The organism is Pseudomonas sp. Pseusp10, assembly GCF_059492225.1.
In genome coordinates this window covers 2940259-2963998 of sequence record NZ_CP168528.1, presented here as the reverse complement: position 1 = coordinate 2963998, position 23740 = coordinate 2940259, and the positions used below count along the sequence as shown (strand labels likewise).

Annotated in this window: 28 protein-coding genes; 11 read left to right on the top strand and 17 right to left on the bottom strand. The window is 60.5% G+C overall.

Features of this window, described 5'->3' with window-relative positions:
* Positions 1–102 precede the first annotated feature (102 nt).
* The 4 genes from ACEN8Z_RS13385 to ACEN8Z_RS13370 form a co-directional block, all read right to left on the bottom strand.
* A complete protein-coding gene (locus ACEN8Z_RS13385; protein ID WP_495597944.1) occupies positions 103–540 on the bottom strand; it encodes a DUF3995 domain-containing protein in 438 nt (145 codons plus the stop codon).
* Positions 541–658: 118 nt separating this feature from the next.
* A complete protein-coding gene (locus ACEN8Z_RS13380; protein ID WP_495597943.1) occupies positions 659–1672 on the bottom strand; it encodes an ABC transporter substrate-binding protein in 1014 nt (337 codons plus the stop codon).
* Between the two features lie 118 nt (positions 1673–1790).
* Positions 1791–1994: a hypothetical protein gene (locus ACEN8Z_RS13375; RefSeq protein WP_007995222.1), complete on the bottom strand. Its 204-nt coding sequence runs from the start codon at positions 1992–1994 to the stop codon at positions 1791–1793.
* Positions 1994–2464, bottom strand: a complete 471-nt coding sequence (locus ACEN8Z_RS13370) for a hypothetical protein (RefSeq protein ID WP_007986246.1) — start codon at positions 2462–2464, stop codon at positions 1994–1996. The genes ACEN8Z_RS13375 and ACEN8Z_RS13370 overlap by 1 nt, the downstream gene beginning before the upstream one ends.
* 412 nt (positions 2465–2876) lie before the next feature.
* On the opposite strand from ACEN8Z_RS13370, the gene ACEN8Z_RS13365 reads away from it, so the two are divergent.
* From ACEN8Z_RS13365 to ACEN8Z_RS13355, 3 genes are all read left to right on the top strand, one after another.
* Complete coding sequence (locus ACEN8Z_RS13365) at positions 2877–3125, top strand: hypothetical protein (RefSeq protein ID WP_495597942.1); 249 nt, start codon at positions 2877–2879, stop codon at positions 3123–3125.
* Between the two features lie 160 nt (positions 3126–3285).
* Positions 3286–3516, top strand: a complete 231-nt coding sequence (locus tag ACEN8Z_RS13360; RefSeq protein ID WP_007995218.1) for a hypothetical protein — start codon at positions 3286–3288, stop codon at positions 3514–3516.
* A gap of 132 nt (positions 3517–3648) precedes the next feature.
* The gene (locus ACEN8Z_RS13355; protein WP_007995217.1) at positions 3649–3885 is read left to right on the top strand and encodes a DUF2789 domain-containing protein; all 237 of its coding nucleotides are present in this window, start codon (positions 3649–3651) and stop codon (positions 3883–3885) included.
* 5 nt (positions 3886–3890) lie between these two features.
* Here the strand turns inward: ACEN8Z_RS13355 and ACEN8Z_RS13350 are convergent, their stop codons facing one another.
* From ACEN8Z_RS13350 to ACEN8Z_RS13340, 3 genes are all read right to left on the bottom strand, one after another.
* On the bottom strand, positions 3891–4094 hold the full coding sequence (locus tag ACEN8Z_RS13350) for a hypothetical protein (protein ID WP_007995215.1): 204 nt from the start codon (positions 4092–4094) through the stop codon (positions 3891–3893).
* A gap of 283 nt (positions 4095–4377) precedes the next feature.
* Positions 4378–5601 carry a methyl-accepting chemotaxis protein gene (locus tag ACEN8Z_RS13345; protein ID WP_495598126.1) on the bottom strand — a complete coding sequence of 408 codons (1224 nt, stop codon included), beginning with the start codon at positions 5599–5601 and terminating at the stop codon, positions 4378–4380.
* Between the two features lie 619 nt (positions 5602–6220).
* Positions 6221–6625, bottom strand: a complete 405-nt coding sequence (locus ACEN8Z_RS13340) for a TraR/DksA family transcriptional regulator (RefSeq protein WP_007935965.1) — start codon at positions 6623–6625, stop codon at positions 6221–6223.
* A 370-nt stretch (positions 6626–6995) separates the two neighbouring features.
* Here ACEN8Z_RS13340 and ACEN8Z_RS13335 point away from each other — a divergent pair, with 370 nt between their 5' ends.
* From ACEN8Z_RS13335 to ACEN8Z_RS13325, 3 genes are all read left to right on the top strand, one after another.
* On the top strand, positions 6996–7601 hold the full coding sequence (locus ACEN8Z_RS13335; RefSeq protein ID WP_495597941.1) for a glutathione S-transferase: 606 nt from the start codon (positions 6996–6998) through the stop codon (positions 7599–7601).
* 201 nt (positions 7602–7802) lie between these two features.
* The gene (locus ACEN8Z_RS13330; protein WP_008020526.1) at positions 7803–8486 is read left to right on the top strand and encodes a response regulator transcription factor; all 684 of its coding nucleotides are present in this window, start codon (positions 7803–7805) and stop codon (positions 8484–8486) included.
* Positions 8464–9867 (top strand): sensor histidine kinase, encoded by a 1404-nt coding sequence (locus ACEN8Z_RS13325; RefSeq protein ID WP_495597940.1) that lies wholly within the window; start codon positions 8464–8466, stop codon positions 9865–9867. The genes ACEN8Z_RS13330 and ACEN8Z_RS13325 overlap by 23 nt, the downstream gene beginning before the upstream one ends.
* A gap of 137 nt (positions 9868–10004) precedes the next feature.
* On the opposite strand, the gene ACEN8Z_RS13320 is transcribed toward ACEN8Z_RS13325, so the two are convergent.
* The 3 genes from ACEN8Z_RS13320 to ACEN8Z_RS13310 are packed head-to-tail and all read right to left on the bottom strand — an operon-like array spanning position 10005 to position 12258.
* Positions 10005–10415, bottom strand: coding sequence for an SRPBCC family protein (locus ACEN8Z_RS13320; RefSeq protein ID WP_108230566.1), 411 nt, complete (start codon positions 10413–10415; stop codon positions 10005–10007).
* Positions 10416–10441: 26 nt separating this feature from the next.
* Positions 10442–11239, bottom strand: a complete 798-nt coding sequence (locus ACEN8Z_RS13315; protein WP_495597939.1) for an SDR family NAD(P)-dependent oxidoreductase — start codon at positions 11237–11239, stop codon at positions 10442–10444.
* A gap of 2 nt (positions 11240–11241) precedes the next feature.
* Complete coding sequence (locus tag ACEN8Z_RS13310; RefSeq protein ID WP_495597938.1) at positions 11242–12258, bottom strand: aldo/keto reductase; 1017 nt, start codon at positions 12256–12258, stop codon at positions 11242–11244.
* A gap of 116 nt (positions 12259–12374) precedes the next feature.
* Between ACEN8Z_RS13310 and ACEN8Z_RS13305 the strand changes: the two genes are divergently transcribed.
* Positions 12375–13334, top strand: coding sequence for a LysR substrate-binding domain-containing protein (locus ACEN8Z_RS13305; protein WP_495597937.1), 960 nt, complete (start codon positions 12375–12377; stop codon positions 13332–13334).
* A 440-nt stretch (positions 13335–13774) separates the two neighbouring features.
* Positions 13775–14137 carry a DUF6124 family protein gene (locus ACEN8Z_RS13300; RefSeq protein WP_007995197.1) on the top strand — a complete coding sequence of 121 codons (363 nt, stop codon included), beginning with the start codon at positions 13775–13777 and terminating at the stop codon, positions 14135–14137.
* A gap of 470 nt (positions 14138–14607) precedes the next feature.
* Here ACEN8Z_RS13300 and ACEN8Z_RS13295 read toward each other — a convergent pair whose 3' ends face one another.
* Entirely contained in the window at positions 14608–15204 is a 597-nt protein-coding gene (locus tag ACEN8Z_RS13295; RefSeq protein ID WP_007995195.1) for a DinB family protein, read from the bottom strand.
* Between the two features lie 193 nt (positions 15205–15397).
* Between ACEN8Z_RS13295 and ACEN8Z_RS13290 the strand changes: the two genes are divergently transcribed.
* Complete coding sequence (locus tag ACEN8Z_RS13290; protein ID WP_495597936.1) at positions 15398–15718, top strand: DUF2388 domain-containing protein; 321 nt, start codon at positions 15398–15400, stop codon at positions 15716–15718.
* A 53-nt stretch (positions 15719–15771) separates the two neighbouring features.
* Here ACEN8Z_RS13290 and ACEN8Z_RS13285 read toward each other — a convergent pair whose 3' ends face one another.
* Together ACEN8Z_RS13285 and ACEN8Z_RS13280 are read right to left on the bottom strand one after the other, a co-directional pair.
* Complete coding sequence (locus ACEN8Z_RS13285; protein WP_495597935.1) at positions 15772–16704, bottom strand: pyridoxal-phosphate dependent enzyme; 933 nt, start codon at positions 16702–16704, stop codon at positions 15772–15774.
* Positions 16705–16806: 102 nt separating this feature from the next.
* On the bottom strand, positions 16807–17598 hold the full coding sequence (locus ACEN8Z_RS13280) for an SDR family NAD(P)-dependent oxidoreductase (protein WP_495597934.1): 792 nt from the start codon (positions 17596–17598) through the stop codon (positions 16807–16809).
* Between the two features lie 124 nt (positions 17599–17722).
* Between ACEN8Z_RS13280 and ACEN8Z_RS13275 the strand changes: the two genes are divergently transcribed.
* Both ACEN8Z_RS13275 and ACEN8Z_RS13270 read left to right on the top strand, forming a co-directional pair.
* Positions 17723–18667 carry a GlxA family transcriptional regulator gene (locus ACEN8Z_RS13275; RefSeq protein WP_495597933.1) on the top strand — a complete coding sequence of 315 codons (945 nt, stop codon included), beginning with the start codon at positions 17723–17725 and terminating at the stop codon, positions 18665–18667.
* Positions 18668–18739: 72 nt separating this feature from the next.
* Positions 18740–19399, top strand: coding sequence for a methyltransferase family protein (locus tag ACEN8Z_RS13270; RefSeq protein WP_495597932.1), 660 nt, complete (start codon positions 18740–18742; stop codon positions 19397–19399).
* Positions 19400–19504: 105 nt separating this feature from the next.
* Here ACEN8Z_RS13270 and ACEN8Z_RS13265 read toward each other — a convergent pair whose 3' ends face one another.
* The 4 genes from ACEN8Z_RS13265 to ACEN8Z_RS13250 all read right to left on the bottom strand — a co-directional run bounded on the left by ACEN8Z_RS13265 (position 19505) and on the right by ACEN8Z_RS13250 (position 23740).
* Complete coding sequence (locus tag ACEN8Z_RS13265) at positions 19505–20167, bottom strand: HAD-IA family hydrolase (RefSeq protein ID WP_495597931.1); 663 nt, start codon at positions 20165–20167, stop codon at positions 19505–19507.
* A gap of 60 nt (positions 20168–20227) precedes the next feature.
* Positions 20228–20635 (bottom strand): response regulator, encoded by a 408-nt coding sequence (locus ACEN8Z_RS13260; protein WP_495597930.1) that lies wholly within the window; start codon positions 20633–20635, stop codon positions 20228–20230.
* 114 nt (positions 20636–20749) lie between these two features.
* Positions 20750–22360, bottom strand: coding sequence for a GMC family oxidoreductase (locus ACEN8Z_RS13255; protein WP_495597929.1), 1611 nt, complete (start codon positions 22358–22360; stop codon positions 20750–20752).
* A 162-nt stretch (positions 22361–22522) separates the two neighbouring features.
* Positions 22523–23740, bottom strand: coding sequence for a mandelate racemase/muconate lactonizing enzyme family protein (locus ACEN8Z_RS13250; protein ID WP_007995183.1), 1218 nt, complete (start codon positions 23738–23740; stop codon positions 22523–22525).

Below are 23740 nucleotides of genomic sequence, written 5' to 3'. Positions count from 1 at the left end.
GGCAAGCCCGCTCCCACAGTGGATTTGTGGCGCACACAAAACCTGTGGGAGCGGGCTTGCCCGCGAAGAGGCCAGTACTGTCACTACAGAAATGTCGATCAATCAAATCCAGGCCACCGCCAACAACCCCGCCCCCAACACCACACACAACGGCGAGTAAACCCAGGTGTCCAGCCGGGCAAATTTCGAGCCTTTGACCTCTTTGAAAAAACCCACCAGCTCCGAATCGCCAATGGCCCGGGCAAACAGCAAGATCGCAATCGCGCTGATCACCCACTGCAACGACCGGTGATGCAAGGGTGGCAGGCACCAACCCACCCGCAAGCACACCAGCATGGCAATCAACAGCAACAGTCCGGCCACCACCAGCGTGATCCAGCCTCGCGGCGTGAACGCCGGCCTCAGTTGCGCACTGCCCTCCTGCGGTACTTGCGGGACCGCCGCCACCGCCGCCCACTCGCCACCCAACGCCCAATACACATGCACCAGACTGATCACGGTGAAGATCGTCACCAGCGACTGAGCCAACAACAGGGTCATGGTTCAGAGATCCTTGAAAGGGATATGAACCGAACATTGTAGGAGCTACCGCAGGCTGCGATGTCTTGATTTTGCTTTTTCATGACAAAGATCAAAAGATCCCGACCTGCGGCAGCGCCTACAGGGTGGCGGAGACTTTATCCGCCACGTCCTTGGGCAGCCACGCCCGCCAGACGTCCGGATGAGCCTTCATGAACGCCTCTGCCGCCTGGCGCGGCGGTGTATGTTTCTCGCTCATCTCGGCCAGCGCCTTGTTCAGGGGATCGATCGGAAAGTCGACCTTGGCAAAGAACTCGGCAATCTGCGGATATTGCTTCTGGAACGGTGTGGAGACACCGATCGACAGCTTGGAGGCCAGGGAACGGGTCGGCTGTGGATTGGGGTTGTCGGCATCGGTCAAGGTCTTCCAGGCTTCGGCGTCGAACGGCGGTTCTTCGAGTTGAATCAGTTTGAAGCGACCGAGCAACGGCGTGGGCGACCAGTAGTAAAACAGCACCGGCTTGCCACGATGAATAGACGAGCTGATCTCCGCATCCAGTGCCGCGCCCGAACCGCTGCGGAAGTTCACGTAACTGTCGTCCAGCCCATACGCCTTGAGCTTCTGTTTGTTGACCACTTCCGAGGTCCAGCCGATGGGGCTATTGAGGAAGCGTCCCTTGGTCGGGGCTTCCGGGTCCTTGAACACGTCTTTATAGCGCGGCAGGTCGCTGACACTGCGCAGGTCCGGCGCCAGCGGCTTGATGCCCTTGGCCGGGTCGCCCTTGATCACATACTCCGGCACCCACCAGCCTTCGGTGGCGCCCTTGACCGTGTCGCCAAGGCTGACGACTTTGCCTTCGGCCTCCGCCTTGACCCAGACCGGGCTGCGTCCGGCCCACTCTTCGCCAATGACCTGAATGTCATTGTTGGCCAGCGCGGTTTCCAGGGTGATGGTGGTGCCCGGCAAGGTGTCGGTCGACAGCCCGTAGCCCTTCTCGACAATGATGCGCAGGACGTCGGTGATCAGGCTGCCGCTTTCCCAGTTCAGGTCGGCGAAGTGGATCGGTGTCTGGGCGGCAAACACCGGGGCGGGTGTCGCCAGCAAACCGAAAGTGGCCAGGACAGCAGCCAGCAACTGTCGAATTCCGTTCATGCTTTTGCACCTCGTGCTGTTCACAGCAATAGCAGGATGGCCTGGCAGCAGGCCGCGAAGCCTCTGAATACTCAGTCCACTGACTGTAGTAGAGGTTTCTGCTTTCGAGGTGCGTGGATCAGTTTTCGCAGGTTTCCTGCAAACGCATCAGCTCTCGTCTGACCATGCTGGCGTATGCCGCCGGTTGCAGTTGGTAAAGCTGTGACGCCACCCAATTCAGCCAGGCTCCCTGCAGAATGGTCTTCTGCCCGAACAGCCGCCGCGCCTCGTCTTGAGCGCTGGCCTGGTTCTGTTCGTGGAAATCGGCGCGGGTCAGGGTCATCACTCGCTGGCCTTGAAGGTCACCAACTCGCCCTTGCGCCACTTGGCCGCTTTGGCGGTCACGGCTTTCAGGGTCTTGGTCAGGCCTTCCTGCAGCTGTTGATGGGCGGCGAACACCATCACCACGCTGTGACCCTCCTTGAACACGATCCCCTGGCCGTCGGCCGTGGTCACGAAGGCGTAATCGCCAATTCCGTAAACCGTCAGCTTGATGTCGCGGAACTTGATGTCCAGTTTGCCGCCTTCGCGACTGGGCAGCACGGACGCGCTGAAATGATCGCCGACCTTGAGTTTGAGTCCGGGCTTGTCGTCCACCACCAGAGCTGATTCGGTGTCGATTTCGGCAATGTAAATGCCTTCAGCGTTCTGTTCGGTGATGTAAACGAAACGTGACTGAAACTGCTTGACCAGCTTTGCGCGCAAATCACCCAGCACGAACAAGGCATGCATATCGAGATTACTTACTGCCAAGGAAACATCCCCACATCTGAAAAATGGTGCCGTGCGCGAAAAATAAACGCACAGCCAAAAAAGCGGCAATGCCGAAGGTGTAGCCAAAGAACCCGGATTGAAGTCCTGAATGAGCAGTGCACTCATTCATCACGAAGCTTGAGAAGACTACTGGAACGTCACTCGCATCGTCTTGCCTGGCGTTCGTCACAGGCTGAAGGAAAACACCCTTCCTGCTGCCAGAGAATTATGGACTATCAACTTCGGGGAAAAATCTCATCAAGAAAAAATCTTTTCCTACATATCGTCCGCAAAAAATTGCTTTAGATAAACATCATTCACCCACCAGTGAGGGTGATTCTAGAGCAGCGATGCTCTTGGAGACTAGCCAAAACGACGTACATACGTCGGTAAACAATGAAAAGGACTTCATATGTGCACGCTGACTCACTTTGCTTATCCCCTGGTGCCTGACTCAGAAACAGCGCCAATCTCGCACCCGATACGGTCCCGCCACCATGAACCGCTTCCCGTTGTCCCGGCCCGCCCGCGATTTCAAGTGGTGATGGCGGGCATTGCCTTCTTTCACATCAAGGATAATTCGACAGGCTGCGTAAGAGGTTTCCGAGCTGATCATAACGAAGCGTGTGCCCTCGCCCGGTTTCTTGAATCACATTGTTGACATGCCCGCCGCGCTCATCGCCATCGACGTTTCGTCTGCCCGCCGACTTATCTCAGCCGTCGACGGGCAACTACTGCCATACTGCCGCCCAATAAAACGGATCCGCAAAAAATCGGGTTGCGTTGACAACAACAATGTATTTCCAGGGGAAGTCTGCAACGTGACGGAATTTGATATCGGCGAGTTTTTTATCCGGGGCGAAGCCAGAGAAATCGACGGTGAATTCCAGGCCGTGATTGTCATGCGTGCCAAACCACCGCTAAAGACCGTGACCTATCACCAGGTCGAAAAGGATCGCTGGTTCAAGACCCCGGATGTCGCCGCCCTGGCGGCCCAGGAATCGGCCATGGAACTGAAGGCGGCGGTCGATGCCGGGGCACTGAAAGCCTGAATGTCCGATTGACGGTCTATGCTCACTGTTGCGTTTGAACATCGCGATCGAACTCCACCCGTGCGGCGCCCTCGAAACCAGGGTGCCGCGCCTCGCCCCTCGACCCGACTGATGACCTGCAAGGAGATGAAGATGGAATCACCGACCCACGACTTGAAAGGCCTGTTCGACCAGCTCGGCCTGGACTCCAGCCAGAAAGCGATCGACGACTTCATTGCCGGCCATTTCCTGCCTGACGACAAGAAACTCATCGACGCCGAGTTCTGGTCACCGCAACAGGCCGGCTTCCTCAAAGAACAATTGCGCGAAGACGCTGACTGGTCGCGGGTGGTCGACGATCTGAACCTGCGCATGCACCAGACGCACTGACAACCTCAATGCAGGCTGCCAGGTCTTTCGGTGCTCAATTGCGCCAACCAGGCAGCCTTGCATTCCTCCGCTTCATCGCGACTGGAGAACGCCGTGCCCCGGCGCTCGCCATTGAGCAGCACCACCCAGCAAACCTTGCGTCCCATGGAGCGCAGGTTGGCAGGTACTCCGCTGCCGATCATGACCGCGACATCAACTTTGCCTTGCATGCTGCCCCCCGAACTTCGTTAGCAACCTAATTAGTAGATATGCTAATTAGTTTTCCGGCGAGGAAACAGCAAAAGCCTGCACAGGTTAATTGCAGAATTCGTAACAATCCCCCGGCAACCCGTAATGCTGTTCAGTATTCACTGTAGGAGCGAGCTTGCTCGCGATGGTCGTTAACGATGCCGCGTGTTTACTGACTAAACGCGGCGCACTTGAGTCCATCGCGAGCAAGCTCGCTCCTACAGAATCCTTAACTGAACAGCATTACCCGGCAACCCGGGGTTTCTAGCGTGGCTTTTCCGGTTTGTAGCCCAGGCGCAAACCGCCCCAATGCCTGCCCTTGAGCGTGATCGGCACCGAGAGATCGTGCATCAACTCGCCGGTGTCGCGTGTATAGGTTTGCAGCAGCACGGCCTTCTGATGGCTGCCACAGCGGATCCCGGTACGATCAGCAAACTTGCGCTTGGTCCGGTTCTGCATGGCATCGACCTGCGCGTCGCCCGTCAGCGGCTGACTGAATACACTGTTGTGGGTCGGCACATAACCCTGCTGGGTGCAGGCGATGGCGAACACCAATCCTTCGTGACGCGGCAACAACGGTTCCTGGATCGTTGGCAAAACCTGATCGGTGTAACGGTCGAAACGCGTCTGGTACTTGGCCGGGCTGGTATGGGGGATGCCCTGGTAATTGCGGTCGAACAGATCGTCGAGACTGATTCGACCGGCATCGATATCCGCCTCGAAACGCGCGGCAATCTGGCTCGCGCCTTCCCGGGCCAGGTCATAGATCCGCTGGTGATAGTCATCCAGCCCCACCTCGGCAAGACGCTCGCTGATGGTTTCGGCTTGCCCTTCCATTTGCACCGCCGCATGGGCCAGACGCTGAGTTTGCTGATCGCTGACCACCAGGTCGCTGCGCATCTGTTCGATGGCGTGAAACAGGCTGTCGAGTTGTTCGCGATTGGTGTCTGCCCCTTGGGCGATTTCCCCGACCTGGGACTCGACACTGGCCGCCAGATGGGCAATGTTCTCCAGGTGCTGTCCCGTCCGTTCGACCTGCTCGACACCTGTGTCCAGGTCGCTGGACAGTTGGCGGATCTGCTCCACCACCTGCGCGGTACGTTGCTGGATATCGGCCACCATCTCGCCGACTTCGCCCGTGGCGGTCGCCGTACGTGCGGCGAGCCCACGAACCTCGTCGGCCACCACTGCAAACCCGCGACCGTGCTCCCCCGCCCGCGCCGCTTCAATGGCGGCGTTCAACGCCAACAGGTTGGTCTGGCTGGCGATGGACTGAATCACCAGGGTCACTCGCTGGATATCATCGCTGCGCAGGCTCAAGGCTTCGATCAGTTCACGGCTGTTGCTGGCGCGCTGGCTGAGCTGATGCATGCGCGCAATGGACTCGATCAGTTCCGTACGCCCCGCCACTCCGCTTTGATGAGCCTCGCTGGCGGCACTCAGCGCCTGGCGACTGAGCGCCGAGGTGGCCTGTTCGGTGGTGATCATGACCTCGGCGTTACTGACGATCTGTGCAGCCGCCGTGAGCTGCGATTGCAACTTGTCCGCCAGTTGCCGAACCGAAAACGCCACACCGGCGGCAGACAGCGCGTTATGGCTGGTGGTGTAGGAAAGGTTGCGAGTCAATTCGCCAATGGCATCGGAGTTGGCTGGGGAAGCAGCCTCAGGGGTCGCGCGCGAACGCAGGCGAGGCAGCCAGATAATCAATACGGCCAGGGGCAAGGCAAGGTAAAGCGACCAGTCGCCCAGCGTCATGCCACTTAACAACAGCATCAGGGCGATGCTTTGCAACGTCGGCGTCAACCAGCGGTTTTTCGGCAACAGCACTGGTGCAGGCACTGCTGCAACCAGAGACCCGTCTCTCGTCATCATCGTCACCCCGGAAAGCTTCTAATTGTTGTCTTCGCATTAAACGCCACCATAAGGCCATTATCCATGAGCCTTTAGTCGCGAACGTTGCAGCAGATCAATAGAAGAACCGGGAAATCGAAGACGGCAGAAAACAAAGATCGCAGCCTGTGGCAGCGCCCTGCATCGATTGTGCAGGAGCTGCCGCAGGCTGCGATCTTTTCAAGGCAGCCCGGATTAAAGGGGCTGCCTCGCAGAATCAGGCCTGACGCTGGTGCTTGTCGATTTGCTCGTGACGTTCCTGAGCTTCGATGCAGTACTTGGTGGTCGGGCTGATCAGCAGGCGCTTGAGCCCAATCGGCTCGCCGCTGTCGTCGCACCAGCCGAAGCTGTCTTCCTTGATGCGCTCAAGGGCTTGTTCCAACTGAGGCAGCATGCGCTGGTCGCGATCGATCGCGTTCACCAGCCAGGTGCGCTCTTCTTCGACCGAAGCCGCGTCTGCCGGATCGGCCGGGGTGTCCAGGCTTTCGATCGCGATGCGGTTCTGCTCGATGCGCTCATGGGTTTCGACTTTCATGTTCTGCAACAGCTCGGAGAAAAAAGCATGTTGCTCGGCATTCATGTAGTCATCCGCCGGCATGGCCAGCAACTTGTCCTTTGTCATTGATATCTCTATAAAAAAACGTGCATTAAGGCGAATAAGGGAGCGTTCCGGCAGACCTGGGCAGGCCATCGGAAAGGCGCCGTTTGTTCCAAGCGCCACCCGGCACTCAATTTACGAGGGGCGGCAGTCTACGGCCGACTTGAGGCCTCAGCAACCGAAAAGACAGCGAATTTGTCCGACAAAGCCCTGAAAATGCTCTACGGCAGGCTTTGGGGCGGTAATCGGAGTGCGTTTATAGCAAGAAATTCAATCGAGCGGCTGTATATAGAAGACAAACGGCTTGTACCGGGCATTTTTCGTCTTCATTTGCAGGGCGGCGAACCTCAGCTAAGGTTGTCCCTCCCGAAATGGCCATATAAAGGAAAGGACCATGAAGCTGATCGGTATGCTGGACTCGCCCTATGTAAGACGCGCTGCCATTTCCGCCAAATGCCTGGGAATCACGCTGGAACATCAATCGGTCTCGGTGTTCCGCCACTTCGAACAATTCCGGCAGATCAACCCGGTAGTCAAGGCGCCCACCCTGGTTCTGGATGACGGTGAGGTGTTGATGGACTCGACGCTGATCATCGACTACCTGGAAACCCTGGCCGATAACAGCCTGATGCCCGTCAAACCGGGTCAGCGCCTGCGCGCGTTGCGCCTGATTGGCCTGGCGTTGGCCGCCAGCGAAAAGTCCGTGCAGCTTTACTACGAGCGCAACCTGCGACCGGCGGAAATTCAATTCGAACCTTGGGTGCAGCGGGTCGAAGGACAGCTGGTGGCGGCCTATTCGGCGCTGGAGCGCGAGCTGGAAAAGCAGCCGCTGAAGACTGACGGTTCGATTGATCAGGATGGCATTACCCTGGCCGTGGCCTGGAGCTTTACCAACCTGGTGGTGCCGGATCAGGTGAGTGCGGCGCAGTTTCCGGAGATTGCCGCGTTCACGGCGTATGCTGAAGGGCTTGAGGTGTTTGTCAGTACGCCGATTGACTGACAGATTCATTTTGCCCGATCTGCCGTCATCGCGAGCAAGCTCGCTCCCACAGGGGGATTGCATTGTCTTGTGGGAGAGAACCTGCTCGCGAAACCAGGGCAGTCGCCAGTGTCGCGTCCATGAACTTTTATTTAGAAAGCCTGCGATCATTTCTTGGCAAAATGCCGCACAACGTTGTGAACATTTAATCAGGCCAGCCTTATGACCCGCATCTTGACCATCGAAGACGACGCCGTGACCGCCCGGGAAATTGTCGCCGAACTGAGCAGCCACGGCCTCGACGTCGACTGGGTCGACAATGGCCGCGAAGGGCTGGAACGTGCGGTCAGCGGCAACTATGACCTGATCACCCTCGACCGCATGTTGCCCGGGCTCGACGGCCTGGCGATCGTCACCACGCTGCGGACCATGGGCGTGGCCACGCCGATCCTGATGATCAGCGCACTGTCCGATGTCGATGAGCGCGTGCGCGGCTTGCGCGCCGGCGGCGATGACTACCTGACCAAACCCTTCGCCACCGATGAAATGGCCGCGCGGGTCGAAGTCCTGCTGCGCCGGCAGAACACCGTGACCGCCCAGGCCACCACGCTGCGGGTGGCGGATCTGGAGCTGAACCTGATCAGCCACGAAGCCAGCCGCGACGGCCAACTGCTGACGCTGTTGCCCACCGAATACAAGTTGCTGGAATTTCTGATGCGCAACACCGGGCAAATCCTGTCGCGGATGATGATTTTCGAAGAAGTCTGGGGTTACCACTTCGACCCCGGCACCAACCTGATCGACGTCCACATCGGCCGTCTGCGCAAGAAGATCGACCCGCCTGGCAATGTCCCACTGATTCGGACCGTGCGAGGCTCGGGTTATGTCATTGCCGAACCCGTCTAAAGGCTGGCGCTCTTCCAGTAGTCGCCTGCTCGCGCTCTACAGTTCGCTGTTCGTGATCTGGAGCGGGATTCTCATGGGGGTCATGTACTACGAGGTTTCCACTTACCTGGACAACCTGGCCAAGCATTCGCTGATGCAACGCCAGCACCTGTTTTCGCGCTTCTCCGGCGAGCAACTGGTGGACGCCCTCGCCGTCAGCATGACCTTCGATATCCGCGGCATCGACGCCTACGGCCTGTTCGATGCCCAACACCGTTACCTCAACGGCGCCCTGCGCTACATTCCGGACGGCTTGCCGCTCGATGGCAAGATCCACATGCTCAACGACTGCGATGCCTCCGACGACAACGACGACCAGACGCTACCCGCCGACAGTTGCGACGCCGTGGCGACCCGCACCCTCGACGGCCGCTGGCTGGTGCTGGTGCGCGACAACGGTTCGTTGTTTGCCGTGACCCGAATCATCCTTCACGCCTTATTCTGGGGTGTGACCCTGACCATTGTGCCGGGCATCGTCGGCTGGTATTTGCTGCGACGCCGTCCGTTGCGACGCATTCGCGGGATTCAGGCCAGTGCCGAAGCCATCGTCGCTGGCGACCTGAGCCGGCGCTTGCCACTGTCCAATCGGCGTGACGAACTGGACATGCTCGCCGCCATCGTCAACGTCATGCTCGAGCGCATCGAGCGCTTGATGAACGAGGTCAAGGGTGTGTGCGACAACATCGCCCATGACCTGCGCACTCCCCTCACCCGCCTGCGCGCGCAGCTTTATCGTATGCAGCAGCAAGCCGGCGAAGGCTCGCCGCAGGCCATGCAACTGGACCAGGTGCTGGCCGAGGCCGACACCCTGATGGCGCGCTTCCGTGGCTTGCTGCGGATTTCCGAACTGGAAGATCGCCAGCGCCGCTCCGGTTTCGTGCAACTGGACCCGGTGGCGTTACTGCAAGAACTGCATGAGTTCTATCTGCCCCTGGCGGAAGACGATGGCCTGGTTTTTCAACTGCACCTGCCCGCGTCATTGCCACCCCTCCATGGCGATCGGGCACTGCTGTTTGAAGCGGTGGCCAACCTGTTGAGCAATTCGATCAAGTTCACCCCGCCCGGTGGCGCGGTGATCTTGCGCGGGATCAATGATGGCGGGCATACACGGATCGAAGTGCTCGACTCCGGCCCGGGCATTCCCGAGGCGGAACGTGAAGCGGTGTTCCAGCGTTTCTATCGCGCCGAGGCGGGCAATCAAAAAAGCGGCTTCGGACTGGGGCTGTCCATCGTCGCGGCGATTGTCAACCTGCACGGGTTTACCCTGGAGGTGGGCAGCAGCGAACTGGGTGGCGCGCGGCTGGTGCTCGATTGTCGGGAGAGTTTGATTCCACCGGCTTGATGCGCACTCCAAAACAATGAAGATCCATTGTGGGAGCGGGCTTGCCCGCGAATGCGGTTTCTCATTCAACAAATATGTTGTTTGACTCTCCGCTTTCGCGAGCAAGCCCGCTCCCACAGGAAATGGTGTTTTGACTGTCAGGCCGGGTAATTGGCCCGCAGTGCCTCAAGCCCACCCTGATAGATGCCGTTAAACAACGCCTCCACTTCCTCGTTGCTCACACCCACCGGCTCGAACCTCCCGGACCAGGTCACCCGCGCGCCCTCGCCTTGCGCCTCGACCTTGATCGTCGCCAGATAATCAGTCGCCGGAAAGGGTGCCTGCAAAATCGAGTAGCTGTAGGTTTGAGCCGCGTTGTCGAACGCTTGCAGACGTTCGATCACCACCGCGCCGTCCGCCGTTTGCAGGCTGCGCACGCGCCCGCCTTCGCTGAGCTCGCTCTTGGGAATGAACGGCAGCCAGTCCGGCAGCGAATTGAAACCGCCAATCAATTGCCAGACCTGTTCGGCCGAAGCCGGGATGTCGATGAAGGCTGATGCAGTTGCCATGAAATGTTCTCTCTAATCAATAAGGTTCAGATGGCCAGACTGTCGACGACACCGCCGTCGACCCGCAAGGCAGCGCCGGTGGTGGCCGAGGATAACGGCGAAGCGATGTAGGCCACCAGATTGGCGACCTCCTCGACGTCCGCCACGCGCTGGATGATCGACGTCGGCCGGGCCTTGCGCACGAACGCATCGGCTTCGTCCCGGGCGCTGCGTCCGGACTCGGCCGTGGCGTCCTTGAGCATGTCTTCCAGGCCATCGGTAAAGGTCGGGCCGGGCAGGATCGCATTGACCGTCACGCCGGTGCCGGCCAGACGCTTGGCCAGGCCATGGGACACGGCCAGGTTGGCGCTTTTGGTCACGCCATAGTTGATCATGTCCGCCGGTGTCGCCACGCCGGATTCCGAAGACAGGAAAATCACCCGGCCCCAGCCCTGCTTGACCATGTCCGGCGTGTAATGCCGGGACAGGCGCACGCCGGAGATCACGTTGACCTCGTAGAAGCGTGTCCACTCACTGTCCGGTGCGTCGAAGAAATCCACGGTGTTGAAGATCCCGAGGTTGTTCACCAGGATGTCTGCCCGAGGTTCTGCTGAGAACAGGGTCTCGGCGCCTTCGGCGGTACCGAGGTCGGCGGTCACGCCGCGCAATTGCGCGCCGGGTACGCGTTGGCGAATGCTCGCCAGCGCCTGCTCGACCTTGGTCGTGTCACGGCCGATCACCACCACCGTGGCACTCGCCTCGGCCAGTGCCTGGCTGATGCCCAGGCCGATGCCGGCGGTGCTGCCGCTGACGATCGCCAGTTTTCCGCTCAAATCAATCTTCATGCTCAAGCTCCAGTGAGGGGCAAGGGTGCGCGCTCGGAAACCAGCTTCGCCTCACGCATCGCCTGCCAGAATGCAGCGGGAATTACCGCCGACAACGCGGCCACATCTTCGGCGATCCGGTCCGGGCGACTGGAGCCCGGAATCACCGCGGCCACTGCCGGGTTGGCCAACGAGAATTGCAATGCAGCGGCTTTGACGTCGACACCGTGGGCCGCCGCAATGCGTTTGATCTGCTCGACCTTGTTGATGATCGCCGGGCTGGCCTTCTGGTATTCGAAGTGCGCGCCACCGGCGAGGATGCCCGAGCTGTACGGGCCACCGACCACGATTTCGACGTTCTGTCCCAGGGCGGCGTCCATCAGACGCTGCAAGGCGCGGTCATGGTCGAGAAGAGTGTAGCGGCCAGCCAACAGAAAACCGTCCGGCTGCGCTTCGCTCAGATCAAGGGTCAACTCGCACGGCTCGACCTTGTTCACGCCCAGGCCCCAGCCCTTGATCACGCCCTCTTCGCGCAAACGCGTCAGCACTTTGAAGGCGCCGGTACGGGCCTGGTTGAAGTACTCCAGCCACTGATCGCCGTAGAAATCCTGGGCGATATCGTGCACCCAGACGATGTCCAGGCGATCGGTTTGCAGGCGCTTGAGGCTGTCCTCGATCGAACGCATCGTTGCATCGGCGCTGTAGTCGTTGACGATCCTGTTCGGCCGGCCGTGCTCGAACACTCCGCTCTTCTCGCCCAGGTCACGGGCGGCGGCGTCTTCGACTTCATCGAGGATCACCCGGCCGACCTTGCTGCTCAGTACATAGTCGTCACGGTTGTAGCGCGACAGTGCGCTGCCAAGGCGAATCTCCGACAGACCCGAACCGTAGAACGGCGCGGTATCGAAGTAGCGCACGCCGGCATCCCAGACGGCATGGACAGTCGCCTCTGCTTCTTCTTCCGGGATGGCGCGGAACATGTTGCCCAGCGGTGCGGTGCCGAAACCCAGTGCGCCGGGCAGTTTGTCTTTCAAGCTCATGGATGATTCCTCGTCAGTAGTCAGGGGTCAGTGATGACCGTTGAGCAGATCCTAGATTGCGAGGATCTGACCGTCCAAGACATAATGTGCAGCACTTGAGTCCCTACAGGTCTGACATGATAGACATCCGCCAATTGCGCTACTTCGTCGCCGTCGCCGAGGAAGAACACGTCGGGCGCGCCGCCGAACGCCTGCACATTTCCCAGTCCCCCCTGAGCCGGCAGATCGCCCAGCTCGAAGAGCGCCTGGGCCTGACCCTGTTCGAGCGCAGCCAGCAACGCATCCGCCTGACCCGCGACGGCCAGACCTTCCTCGCCGAAACCCGCGCCCTGTTGACCCACGCCAATCGCCTGGAATCCCTCGGCAAGCGTCTGGGGCGCGGCGAAGAAGGCGGCCTGTGCATTGGCTACATCGAAAATGCCATGCACGCTGGCGTGCTGCCCAATGCCTTGCGCGTGCTGCGGGTCGACCGGCCGAACGTACACGTGGCGCTGTACAACCTCAGCTCGGCCGAACAACTGGAAGGCTTGCGCCAGCGAAGCCTGGACATCGCCCTGGTCAGCGAACCACCGACCGATGACGACCCCGACCTGCTGGGTTTCCAGGTGCTGGACGACCCGATGCTGCTGGCCCTGCCCGAGCACCATCGGCTGGCGCAGCAGACCGTGCTGACCCCGGCGGACCTCGCTGACCAGGAATGGATCGGCGTGCAGCACCGACAGAACGCCAGCTGCCACGACGACTTCGTCAGCGCCTGCATCCGCGCCGGTTTCACGCCGGACATCCGCATGGAGGCCACCGAACCTTTCACCGCACTTGGGTTGGTCGCGTCGGGGCTGGGCATCGCGATGATCCAGAAAGGCCTGAGCCGCAACGCCCCGCCGGGCGTGGTGCTGCGGGAAGTGCCGTGGATTTGCTTCACCACGCCATTGTGGGCGGCGTGGCACCGGATCAACTTGCGGCCGCTGGTGGAGACATTCAGGAAGGTGCTGACGGAGCCTGAATCCAACACACAACACTGTGGGAGTGGGCTTGCCCGCGATTGCGATCTACCTGCCAACAAAACCGTCGGCTGACACTCCGCCATCGCGGGCAAGCCCGCTCCCACAGGTTTCGTGCTCAGCCCAAAGCCATGTTTTTGTCGTGACAACCGCACATTAAACATCGACTGACCGCCCTTGTTTAACGGCTGTCAGCGTAACTTGATGAAAGCTACAGCGCCTTGCGTCATTACCTACGGTTACGCCAGAATCCGCCGGCTTACGCGTCTTGGGTCCGGGCTTTATCGTTAGCCGGTCGCTGAAAAACAGCGATCGGGTTTGGTAGCCCGGACTAATTAGGCGCATAGCGCACCGTTTGCAGACCTTTCAGGTCTCTGTTTTATGGTGGCCATGCGCAGGGCTCTCTCGGGAGCGCCGGGTTCCTAATTACCGGTCTACCAACCCGCGTATGGCCGCCACCCCTCGTTTGGTAGCGAGGGCTGAAGGCTCCGTGATTTCAATTAGGAGCTCCATCAATGATCAAGCCCACACCCAATCCCCCGGAAACAAATCCAGCCTCCCCCTACGAAAGCCCCGATTCAAAGCAATTCCACGAAGCCGCCGAACGCGCCCTCAATCACTACCTCAACCCCGCCGCCAACATCATGGCCACGCCCCACAAACCGTCCACGATGTTCACCATCAACCCCGACATCGACACCGAGACCCTGTTGGCCCACGCCTGCGAATCACTGGCCTCGGCCAATGTGATGACCAATGATCTGGCGGGTTTTCTGGAGGGCTCGCATCGCAACACGCTGCTGGGCATTGCTCAGGTCATCATGCTGGGTGAGTTGGCAGTGAACCGGGCGCTGGATCGACTTGATCCGCCTGAGTAAAGCGCCGAACGTGTGGGAGCGAGCCTGCTCGCGATGGCGATTCGTCAGGCAATGATGATTCGCCTGGCACTCCGCTATCGCGAGCAAGCTCGCTCCCACAGTTGATTGATGTCGTATGCAGCACTTTTGCTCGCTGCAGACCCCGTGTGGGAGCGAGCCTGCTCGCGATGGCGATTCGTCAGGCAATGATGATTCGCCTGACACTCCGCTATCGCGAGCAAGCTCGCTCCCACAGTTGATTGATGCCGTACGCTGCATTTTTGCTCGCTGCAGATCCCGTGTGGGAGCGAGCTTGCTCGCGATGGCGGCAGCACATCCAACATCGATGTGACTGACCCACCGCTATCGCGAGCAAGCTCGCTCCTACAGTTGATTGATGTCGTATGCAGCATTTTTGCTCGCAGCAGACCCCGTGTGGGAGCGAGCTTGCTCGCGATGGCGGCAGCACATCCAACATCCATGGCACGGGGTCAGCGATAACGATCCGGCAGAACGCTGGTTGCACTCGAAAATTGCACAGCACATGGCGGTTCCACCACCGGCACGTTGACCGGGCGGAACAGCAGCGGCTCTGACTCGCGCAGGTACACCGGCATGTCAGTCACCGGTGGCATGGCGGGAATCTCGAAGTACATCTGCACCACCCAGCCACGGTGATAGCTGGCGTGGTTGACCACGTGCATCAGCATCGCGCCGGCGCTCATGGAGCCGCTTTCGCCCGAGACAAAGGTGAACTCCACGGACTTGTCCAGGGACGCATCGGTTTGCCGGGCGCTCCAGTCGCAATACCAGCGATCGATCTCTTTTTGCGCCATGCGCAGTTCGGACAGATCGGCATGCAGCAGATCGTGTGAAGTCTTGAAGTTATGTCCCCGCCCTTCAAGGTGCGCCCGCCAGATGCAATCCACCACGTAGACGTGATTGAGGGTGCCGATCATGTTTTTGAACACCGACACCCGTTCTTTTTTGACTTCGCCCGGAGGGAGCGCCGCGAGGCTGTCGAAGAGGCGCTGATTGGCCCAGCGTTTGTAATCGGCCAGCAGGCAGGCAGTGCGTACGGTGATCATCAGAGTTCTCCGATGGCAGTAAGCGCACTCCCTAGCATAGACCCGATGGCCGCGAAGCAGGGCCGGCACTGATCATCGGTCGTTCAAGCGCTTCACCACGCGCTCGGCGATGCCAGGGAACTCTTGGTGATCGCCGTGCATCCTAAATTATGTGGTACTTCCCTTATGCTTCATGCTGTCGGAGGACACCGTCATGCGCCGTCTGTTTATCATTTCTTCCCTGGTTCTTTGTTTACCCGCAGGTTCCGCTCTGGCCAAAGTGGATGCCGAAGATGTCGCTACCTCGGCCGGGGTTTCCGCCTCGCTTTATTCGACGTTCAAAGACCACAAACTCATGATTCCCGCCCGGGATGACGCTTCCAGCTTCGTCGCCAGTGGCGGTGCGATTCGTGGTGCTTATCTGGAGGCGGTATTGAAAAAAGTCCGTCAGGACAATCCAGCCCTCAACAACGCAAGCGACGAAGACCTGGCCCGCGCCATCCTCGTCCAGGATGGCGTTGCCACCGATCATTGAAGACCGTCATCGCCAGCGGTGGGGCTTGTGACACCGGGATAGCGTTTGCGGCCCTACCTGGCGTGCGTGCCAGTGGACAAGCGTGCCCACCCGGCCACGAGCTGCGCGTTGATACTCACCCCGCCGCACACCACGATCACCACGTCATGGGCGTCGGCAATCGCCGGGTGATCGAGGTAGGCAATCGCCAATGAAACGCCGCACGCTGGCTCGACCAGCTGACGCATATCATTGGCGTAACGCACTACGCCCATGATCGCCTCATCATCACTGAGCACCACGCACTCATACGGGAAATCGCCGATGTGCCTGACCGGCCAGGCGGCCACTTGTGCGGCGCCCAGGGACGTGGCGACCGTGTCGATTTTCGGCAATTTGACCGGGTGCCCGGCCGCCACCGCCGCGGCGAACGATGCCGCGCCTGCGGTTTCGCAGGCAACGATGCGGCAATCGGTGTGCCGATGACGAATCAGGCCGGTGAGCAGCCCCGCCAGCAAGCCACCGCCGCCCACCGATGCCACCAGCACATCCACTGGCGGGCAGTCGTCAAGGATTTCATCGACCATGGTGCTGTGCCCTTCCCACAACACCGGGTGGTCGAAGGCCGGCACGAATTCACTGCGCGGGTCCTGGGCGAGCTCCCGTGCCAGTTGATTGGCTTCGTCCCAGACCTTGCCGTGCACGATCACCTCGGCGCCGGTCTTGCTGATCCGCGCCCGGGTGCTTTGCGGGGTGGTGTGCGGCACCACGATGCATGCCTTGAGCCCCAGGCATGCAGCGGCCATGGCCGTGGCCAGTCCGGCGTTACCGCCGGAGGGACAGACCACCTTGCGCTTTCCCTGTTGCGCCGCCCGGCTGCACAGCAACCCGATGCCGCGTATTTTGAACGAGCCGCCAGGTTGCAGGTTTTCCAGTTTCAACCAGATACGACGGGACGGGGTCGACAGGCCAGGGTGCAGGATCAAAGGCGTTCGGATGTGAAGCATATGGGCTCCTGTTACACGCCACCGGCTCGTCGAGCTTGCGCGAGCCGGCGGTGAACGGTCCTCTCTCCCAAGCTTAGTTCACCCGGCCTCGGGGCGACCGTCTCAGCGATAACGCGGCGCCGCCACACAATTGCCAAACAAACCGGACAGCGTCCGGCGCTGGGCTTCGTAACGGTCCCACTGGCTGCCATCGTGCAGCCCGGGAATGGTCACCACTTCGCCGGCCGCCAGGCCGACGAGCGCGGCATCGACCATGTCTTCGGCGGACATCACGATTTCCTTGGGCAAGTTTTCCACCGGGTTGCCGGCCTCGCTCCAGAAATCGGTGGCGGTCGCCCCCGGCAACACCGCCTGAATGCGTACGCCCTTGTCCGCCAGTTCATGCTGCATCGACTGGCTCAGTGCCAGGACAAACGCCTTGGTCCCGCCGTACACGCCGTTGAGGATTTCCGGGGCGATGGCGACGATGGAGGCGATATTGATCACGGTGCCGGTGCCCCGGGCGACGAAGCCCGGTACAGCCGCATAGGCCAGGCGCATCAACGCCGTCACATTGAGGTTGATCATCGCGTCCATGTCGTCCACGGGACTGGCGAGCAGCGGCATGACGCCACCGACCCCGGCATTGTTGACCAACAAGGTGATGCTGGCGTCGCTGCGCAGGATCTGTTCGACCCGCAGCGAATCCGCCTTGTTCGTCAGGTCGGCGACAACCACTTCCACGGTGCGCCCGGTTTCATCGCTCAAATGGCTGGCCAGGGCATTGAGTCTGCCCCGGCTGCGGGCCACCAGAATCAGGTCGTAACCCTGCCGGGCGAGGCGATCGGCATACACTGCGCCAATGCCCGAAGAAGCGCCGGTGATCAGTGCAGTGCCTTTGGATGAGAGAGCCATGGTGCAATTCCTCTACGGTGAGGCGAGAGATTCGCCGGGTGCAGACCGTTATAAAGGGACTTTCGACTGTCTCAAATGACGTTTAAAGTACGTTTTTAGGACACAGCCGTTTGAGGGCAGATCCATGATCAGCGTGGCGTTCGTGGTTTTCGAGGGTTTCCAGTCCATGGCGCTGGCCGCCATGCCGGTGTTCGAGTACGCCAATTTCAGTGCCGCAGAAGCGCTGTATGACGTACGCGTGCTGTCCGAAAACGGACACAACCTGCGGGCCTCCGGCGGCTTGAGCGTCGGCACGGAGGCATTCGACGAGCGCGTATTCGACACGGTGATCGTGGTCGGTGGCGACGCCATCGTCGAACAGGCGCCCGAGGCTGTGCTGGATTACCTGCGGGCCAGCATCAACACGGCACGCCGTACGGCGTCGATCTGCTCCGGGGCGTTCGTCATGGCCCAGGCCGGCTTGCTCGACGGGCGGCGGGCCACTACCCACTGGGCCTACGCCCGGGAACTGCAAGCACGGTTTCCGGCGATCAAGGTCGAAGCCGATCGCATCTATGTGATCGACGGTTCGATCTGGACCTCCGCCGGCATGACAGCGGGTATCGACCTCGCCTTGGCCATGGTCGAAAAGGATCACGGCGCCGAGCTGGCCCGGGCGGTGGCACAGAAACTGGTGATGTACCACCGCCGCGCTGGCGGCCAGTCGCAGCACTCGGCGCTGCTGGAGCTGGAGCCTAAATCCGATCGCATTCAAACCGTGCTCGGCTACGCCCGGGAACACCTCGCGCAGCCCCTTTCAGTAGAGCAACTGGCGCAAGTGGCCAACCTCAGCCCCCGGCAATTCAGCCGGGCGTTTCGCGCCGAAACCGGGCAATCGCCGGCCAAGGCCATCGAAAACCTGCGCCTGGAAGCCGCGCGACAGATGCTCGAACGCGGACGCCTGACGCTTGACCAGATCGCCCTGGAAACCGGGTTCACAGACCGCCGACGCATGCGCGAAACGTTCCTGCGGGCGTTCGGGCAACCACCACAGGTGATTCGGCGCAATGCGCGAGCAGAGGTGCTTTGATCACTCCCAGGCCCTGCGAGGGAATCATCAATCTCTACACTGAACATACCGGAGGTTGCTTTTGGAGGTGTCATGAAAATTTCGGTAAAACTGGCGTTTTTCGCCGTCGTCAGCACCCTCGCCTACCTTGCCCTGGCGATCTGGGGACTGGGTGGTTTCGCGGCTTACTTCAGCCACGGTTCACTGGTCGTCGTGGCCATGGCCACCCTGATCATGGCCGTCGTATCACTGTTCACCGAAGTCAACCTGAGTTCGGGGGTGCGCGAAGACCGGGCCAATCGCTGGGTCCTCCCGGCTTTCGGCGTGATCGGTGTGCTCAGCGGCTTTCTGCCGGCCTATACCGACCGTATCGATTTCTGGACTTTCGGTGGTGAGGGCGTGCGCTGGCTCGGGGCGCTGTTGTTCATCGTGGGCGGCGCGCTGCGGTTGTGGCCGGTGTTTGTGCTGGGCAAGCGCTTCAGCGGGCTGGTGGCCATCCAGCCGGGGCATCGACTGGTCACCGAGGGGATTTACCGCAACCTGCGCAACCCCAGTTATCTGGGGATGATGGTCATCGCCGTGGGCTGGGCGCTGGCGTTTCGTTCGGGGGTCGGGTTGCTGCTGGCAGCACTGACCCTGATCCCGCTGATTGCCCGGATTCATTCGGAAGAGGCCTTGCTCAGGGCGCAGTTCGGCAGCGAATACGAGGCCTATTGCGCCCGCACCTGGCGGCTGGTTCCCGGACTTTACTGAAGCAACGCAGGCCCCTGTGGGAGCGAGCTTGCTCGCGATGGCGTCCTTTCAGTCGACATGTTGTTTGAATGATGGACCGCTTTCGCGAGCAAGCCCGCTCCCACATTAGATGGCGAGTAGGCGCAGACCAGCGGCATCCACCTGAACCCGCACCGACTCATAACTTGCCAACGTCGCATGGGCCGTCCTGATCGGCTGCTCATGGGTCGCCGTGACAATCATCAAATCCGCCCCCGCCGCCTCGGCCGCCAGAATCCCCACTGTGGCGTCTTCAAAAATCAGACATTGCGCAGGCTCGACGCCCAGGCGCCGGGCCGCGAGCTTGTACCCCGCAGGATCGGGCTTGCCAGCCGTGACGTCCTCGGCAGTCACCAGCACCTCAGGCTCGGGAATCCCCGCCGCCGCCATCCGCCGCAACGCCAGTTCCCGCGGGGCGGAAGTGACGATGGCCCACTGGCTGGCTGGCAAAGACCGCAAAAATTTCGCCGCACCAGCCACTTCGAATACCCCGTCGACATCCTCGATTTCCGCTTCGGTAATCCAGGCGGCTTCGGCCTCGGCATCCACCCCGGGCAACCCCAGGCGCCTGATGGTGTCGATGGCACGGGTGCCGTGAATGGTCGGCAGGAAGGTTTCGACGTCGACACCATGGCGCACCGCCCAGGTTGTCCAGACGCGCTCGGCGGCGGCAATGGACGTCAGGACGGTGCCGTCCATGTCGAACAGAAAGGCACGGTAAGTCGAGTTGAAAACAGAGTGATCGGACAAGGAAAAGAACCTCGCAGGTGCCACACGGATTTACCCGGCAATGTAGCATCTGCGAGCGGTTCAGTTGAGTCTCCTGGACTTGAGGGCGCCGTCGACACAGTCCAGCAACGGACCGATGGCCCAGGGTTTCTTGATGAACGAAACGGCGTGTCGCACCCCGGAACTGGCCGGCGTTTCGAAACCGGACATGATCATGATCGGCTTGTCCGGCCAGCGATCACCGAACTGGTTGGCCAGGTCCGCACCATTGAGCGTGCCGGGCATGGTGATGTCCGTCAGCAGCAAGCCCACCTGCGGCGCATGCTGTTCCAGATAGATGGCTGCCGCGTCCGCACTGATATGTGGCTCGACGACAAAACCTTCCTCCTGAAGAATTTCACAGAGAAACTCCAGGATCAGCGGGTCGTCCTCGACCACCAGAATCACCCCGCCAGGAGGATCTCCACCCGCTGTCGGTACTCGACTCATGACCGTGCCGCTCCCTGATTGCCTCAATGATTTCGCGGGTTCTAGCCCGCCACTTAAAGTTATGAGCAGCGCAGACCGCGGAAATTCATTTTTGATACAGCCAGGTGACCGGCATCAAGCGTCCTGCAGGATCAGGTCGGCCCCCTTCTCCGCCACCATCAGCACGGCGGCGTGGGTGTTGCCCGACGTCACGTTGGGGAAAATCGACGCATCGACGATGCGTAAACCGTCCAGCCCGTGGACCTTGAGGCGCTTGTCCACCACCGACTTGTGTTCGTCCGGGCCCATGGCGCAGGAACCACACAGGTGGTAGATCGAGCCACTGTTTTCGCGGAAGTACTGCAACATCTGTTCGTCGGTTTCGACCATCGGTCCCGGCAACACTTCTTCGACAGTGATGCCCTTGAGCGCCGGTGCCTGCATGATCTTGCGCATCAGGCGGCTGCCCTGGATCACCTCGTCGATGTCCTTCTGGGTGCTCAGGTAATTGGGGTCGATCAACGCCGCATCCCGCGGGTTTTTCGAAGCGATTTCGATGTGCCCACGACTGGTCGGCCGGCATGGGTTGAAGCACAGCAGGAAGCCTGAGTACGGCTCGGGCTTGAGGCTGGCCTTGTTGTTTTTCGGGATCTGGTACGACAGCGGGTTGAAGTACAACTGCAGGTTCGGGTTGGTCTGCTGCTCGTCGCCACGGAAGAACCCGCCGGCCTGGTTGACGCTCATCGCCAGCGCGCCCTTGCGGGTGAACAGGTACTTCAGGCCCAGTTTGAACTGGCCGAACAACGAACTGAGCTGGTCGTTGAGTGTCGGGATGTTGGCCTTGTAGTAGTAACTGGCGCACAGGTGATCCTGCAGGTTCTGTCCCACCGCCGGCAAGTGCTTGACCAGCGGGATGTTGTGCCTGGCCAGCAGCGCCTGATCGGCCACACCGGACAGTTGCAGAATCTTCGGTGTGTCCACGGCACCGGCGCAGAGGATCACTTCCTTGTTGGCGCTGAAGGTTCGGACCACGCCGTGCTGGGTGATGGAGATCCCGGTAGCGCGCTGCCGGTCGTCGAACAGCACCCGGTCCACCAGGGCAAAATGCTCGACCACAAGGTTCGGCCGGCTCAATGCCGGATGCAAATGGGCGAAGCTGCTGGAGCAACGCTGGCCGTCGCGGGTGTTGACGTCGTAGATGCCCGCACCTTCGAATTTCGGCCCGTTGAAGTCGTCGCTGATGGGGTAGCCCAGTTCATCGCAACCCTTGAGGAACACATCGCAGATCGGATGGGTCTGGCCCTTCATCGGGGTGATGCTGATCGGGCCGCTGCCGCCGTGGTAATCGCTGTCACCCAGCGGGTGGTTTTCCAGTTTGCGGAAGTACGGCAGCACGTCCTTGAAACCCCAGCCGTCGTTGCCGTTGGCCGCCCAGTCATCGAAATCGTGGGCCTGGCCGCGCACGTAGATCATCGCATTGATCGAACCCGAGCCACCCTGCACCTTGCCACGCGGGGCGTAGATTTCGCGGTTGTTCAGCTGCTTTTGCGGCTGGCTGTAGTACATCCAGTTGAAGGTCGGGTTGTAATACATTTTGGCGAAGCCGACCGGGATCTTGAACCACAGGGAACTGTCTTTCCCGCCCGCTTCCAGCAGCAGCACCGTGTGTTTCCCGGAGGCCGAGAGGCGATTGGCCAGAACGCAGCCTGCTGCGCCGGCGCCAGCGATGATGTAGTCGTATGTCATGCACGGTTACCGCGTAAGTCGTTGTACAAAAAAACGGAATGGGTAGAGCCCTGTAGGAGCGAGCTTGCTCGCGATGAACCTGAGAACACTGCGGGGTATCAGGCCCCCAGCGTTATCGTTGACGATCATCGCGAGCAAGCTCGCTCCTACAAAATTCTCCCGTCAGCCCCTGGCTGGCGATGTGTCTTTGACGTCAGCCGGGGTCGGCGCCATTTGCAGGTGCAGGCGTGAACCGGTGTACGGCGAATGCTTGCGCACCACATCCATGTTCAGCTCCACGCCAAGGCCCGGCTCGGTGGACGGGATGATGTAGCCGTCCTCCCACTGCAAGGGTTTGGTCAGGACTTCGGCATGGAAACCACCCCAGGTCATGATGCTTTCCTGGATCAGGAAGTTCGGTGTGCAGGTCGCCAACTGGAAACTCGCCGCCGCGCCGATCGGCCCGTTGTAGAGGTGCGGGGCGATCTGCGCGTAATAAGCTTCGGCCATGCTCGCAATCTTCTTCGCTTCCAGCAGGCCACCGCAGCGTGCGACGTTCATTTGCAGGATCGACGCACCGCCAGCCTGCAACAGCTTGAAGAATTCGTACTTGGTGGTCAGGCGTTCACCGGTGGCAATCGGGATGCTGGTCTTGGCCGCGACTTGCGCCATCGCGTCTTCCTGGCCTGGCGGCACCGGCTCTTCGAACCACAGCGGGTCGTACTTCTCCAGGCGCTTGGCCAGGCGAATCGCCGAGGACGGCACCATCTGCCCGTGGGTGCCGAACAGCAAATCGCACTTGTCTCCCACCGCTTCGCGGATCTTGCGACAGAAGGTCTCGCAGCGCTCCAGCACTTCCAGGGAAATCTGGTGACCGGAGTACGCGGTGTACGGGCCTGCCGGGTCGAACTTCACGGCGGTGAAGCCTTTGTTCATGTTCTCGATGGCGCACTCGGCGGCCAGGTCCGGGTCGTCGTAGTCGTACTCACCCTTGCTGTTGACCGGGTACAGGTAGGTGTAGGAACGCAGCTTTTCGTGGACCTTGCCACCGAGCAACTCGTACACCGGTTTGTTCGCCGCCTTGCCAATGATGTCCCAGCAGGCCATCTCCAGGCCGCTGACCACGCCCATCATGGTCAGGTCCGGGCGCTGGGTGAAGCCGCTCGAATAAGCCTGGCGGAAAAAACGTTCGATGTGGTGCGGGTCCTGGTTCAGCAGGTAGCGTTCGAACACGTCTTCGATGATCGGCACCATGGCCTTGGGGCCAAAGGTCGCGGCGTAGATTTCACCGACGCCTTCAATGCCGCAGTCGGTCTTGAGCTTGACGAAAAGCCAGTACATCCCGCCGATGTGCGGTGGTGGAACGGCAACGATATGGGTTTCAAGGGCGACGATTTTCAT

Coding starts and splice junctions, on each gene's coding strand:
- ACEN8Z_RS13300 (WP_007995197.1), top strand. CDS start 13,775: ATGATCAAGCCCACACCCAATCCCCCGGAAACAAATCCAGCCTCCCCC.
- ACEN8Z_RS13365 (WP_495597942.1), top strand. CDS start 2,877: ATGTGCACGCTGACTCACTTTGCTTATCCCCTGGTGCCTGACTCAGAA.
- ACEN8Z_RS13330 (WP_008020526.1), top strand. CDS start 7,803: ATGACCCGCATCTTGACCATCGAAGACGACGCCGTGACCGCCCGGGAA.
- ACEN8Z_RS13375 (WP_007995222.1), bottom strand. CDS start 1,994: ATGACCCTGACCCGCGCCGATTTCCACGAACAGAACCAGGCCAGCGCT.
- ACEN8Z_RS13380 (WP_495597943.1), bottom strand. CDS start 1,672: ATGAACGGAATTCGACAGTTGCTGGCTGCTGTCCTGGCCACTTTCGGT.
- ACEN8Z_RS13250 (WP_007995183.1), bottom strand. CDS start 23,740: ATGAAAATCGTCGCCCTTGAAACCCATATCGTTGCCGTTCCACCACCG.
- ACEN8Z_RS13270 (WP_495597932.1), top strand. CDS start 18,740: ATGAAAATTTCGGTAAAACTGGCGTTTTTCGCCGTCGTCAGCACCCTC.
- ACEN8Z_RS13325 (WP_495597940.1), top strand. CDS start 8,464: ATGTCATTGCCGAACCCGTCTAAAGGCTGGCGCTCTTCCAGTAGTCGC.
- ACEN8Z_RS13385 (WP_495597944.1), bottom strand. CDS start 540: ATGACCCTGTTGTTGGCTCAGTCGCTGGTGACGATCTTCACCGTGATC.
- ACEN8Z_RS13280 (WP_495597934.1), bottom strand. CDS start 17,598: ATGGCTCTCTCATCCAAAGGCACTGCACTGATCACCGGCGCTTCTTCG.
- ACEN8Z_RS13285 (WP_495597935.1), bottom strand. CDS start 16,704: ATGCTTCACATCCGAACGCCTTTGATCCTGCACCCTGGCCTGTCGACC.
- ACEN8Z_RS13305 (WP_495597937.1), top strand. CDS start 12,375: ATGATAGACATCCGCCAATTGCGCTACTTCGTCGCCGTCGCCGAGGAA.
- ACEN8Z_RS13340 (WP_007935965.1), bottom strand. CDS start 6,625: ATGACAAAGGACAAGTTGCTGGCCATGCCGGCGGATGACTACATGAAT.
- ACEN8Z_RS13355 (WP_007995217.1), top strand. CDS start 3,649: ATGGAATCACCGACCCACGACTTGAAAGGCCTGTTCGACCAGCTCGGC.
- ACEN8Z_RS13295 (WP_007995195.1), bottom strand. CDS start 15,204: ATGATCACCGTACGCACTGCCTGCCTGCTGGCCGATTACAAACGCTGG.
- ACEN8Z_RS13335 (WP_495597941.1), top strand. CDS start 6,996: ATGAAGCTGATCGGTATGCTGGACTCGCCCTATGTAAGACGCGCTGCC.
- ACEN8Z_RS13350 (WP_007995215.1), bottom strand. CDS start 4,094: ATGCAAGGCAAAGTTGATGTCGCGGTCATGATCGGCAGCGGAGTACCT.
- ACEN8Z_RS13310 (WP_495597938.1), bottom strand. CDS start 12,258: ATGAGCTTGAAAGACAAACTGCCCGGCGCACTGGGTTTCGGCACCGCA.
- ACEN8Z_RS13315 (WP_495597939.1), bottom strand. CDS start 11,239: ATGAAGATTGATTTGAGCGGAAAACTGGCGATCGTCAGCGGCAGCACC.
- ACEN8Z_RS13290 (WP_495597936.1), top strand. CDS start 15,398: ATGCGCCGTCTGTTTATCATTTCTTCCCTGGTTCTTTGTTTACCCGCA.
- ACEN8Z_RS13275 (WP_495597933.1), top strand. CDS start 17,723: ATGATCAGCGTGGCGTTCGTGGTTTTCGAGGGTTTCCAGTCCATGGCG.
- ACEN8Z_RS13260 (WP_495597930.1), bottom strand. CDS start 20,635: ATGAGTCGAGTACCGACAGCGGGTGGAGATCCTCCTGGCGGGGTGATT.
- ACEN8Z_RS13320 (WP_108230566.1), bottom strand. CDS start 10,415: ATGGCAACTGCATCAGCCTTCATCGACATCCCGGCTTCGGCCGAACAG.
- ACEN8Z_RS13255 (WP_495597929.1), bottom strand. CDS start 22,360: ATGACATACGACTACATCATCGCTGGCGCCGGCGCAGCAGGCTGCGTT.
- ACEN8Z_RS13345 (WP_495598126.1), bottom strand. CDS start 5,601: ATGATCACCACCGAACAGGCCACCTCGGCGCTCAGTCGCCAGGCGCTG.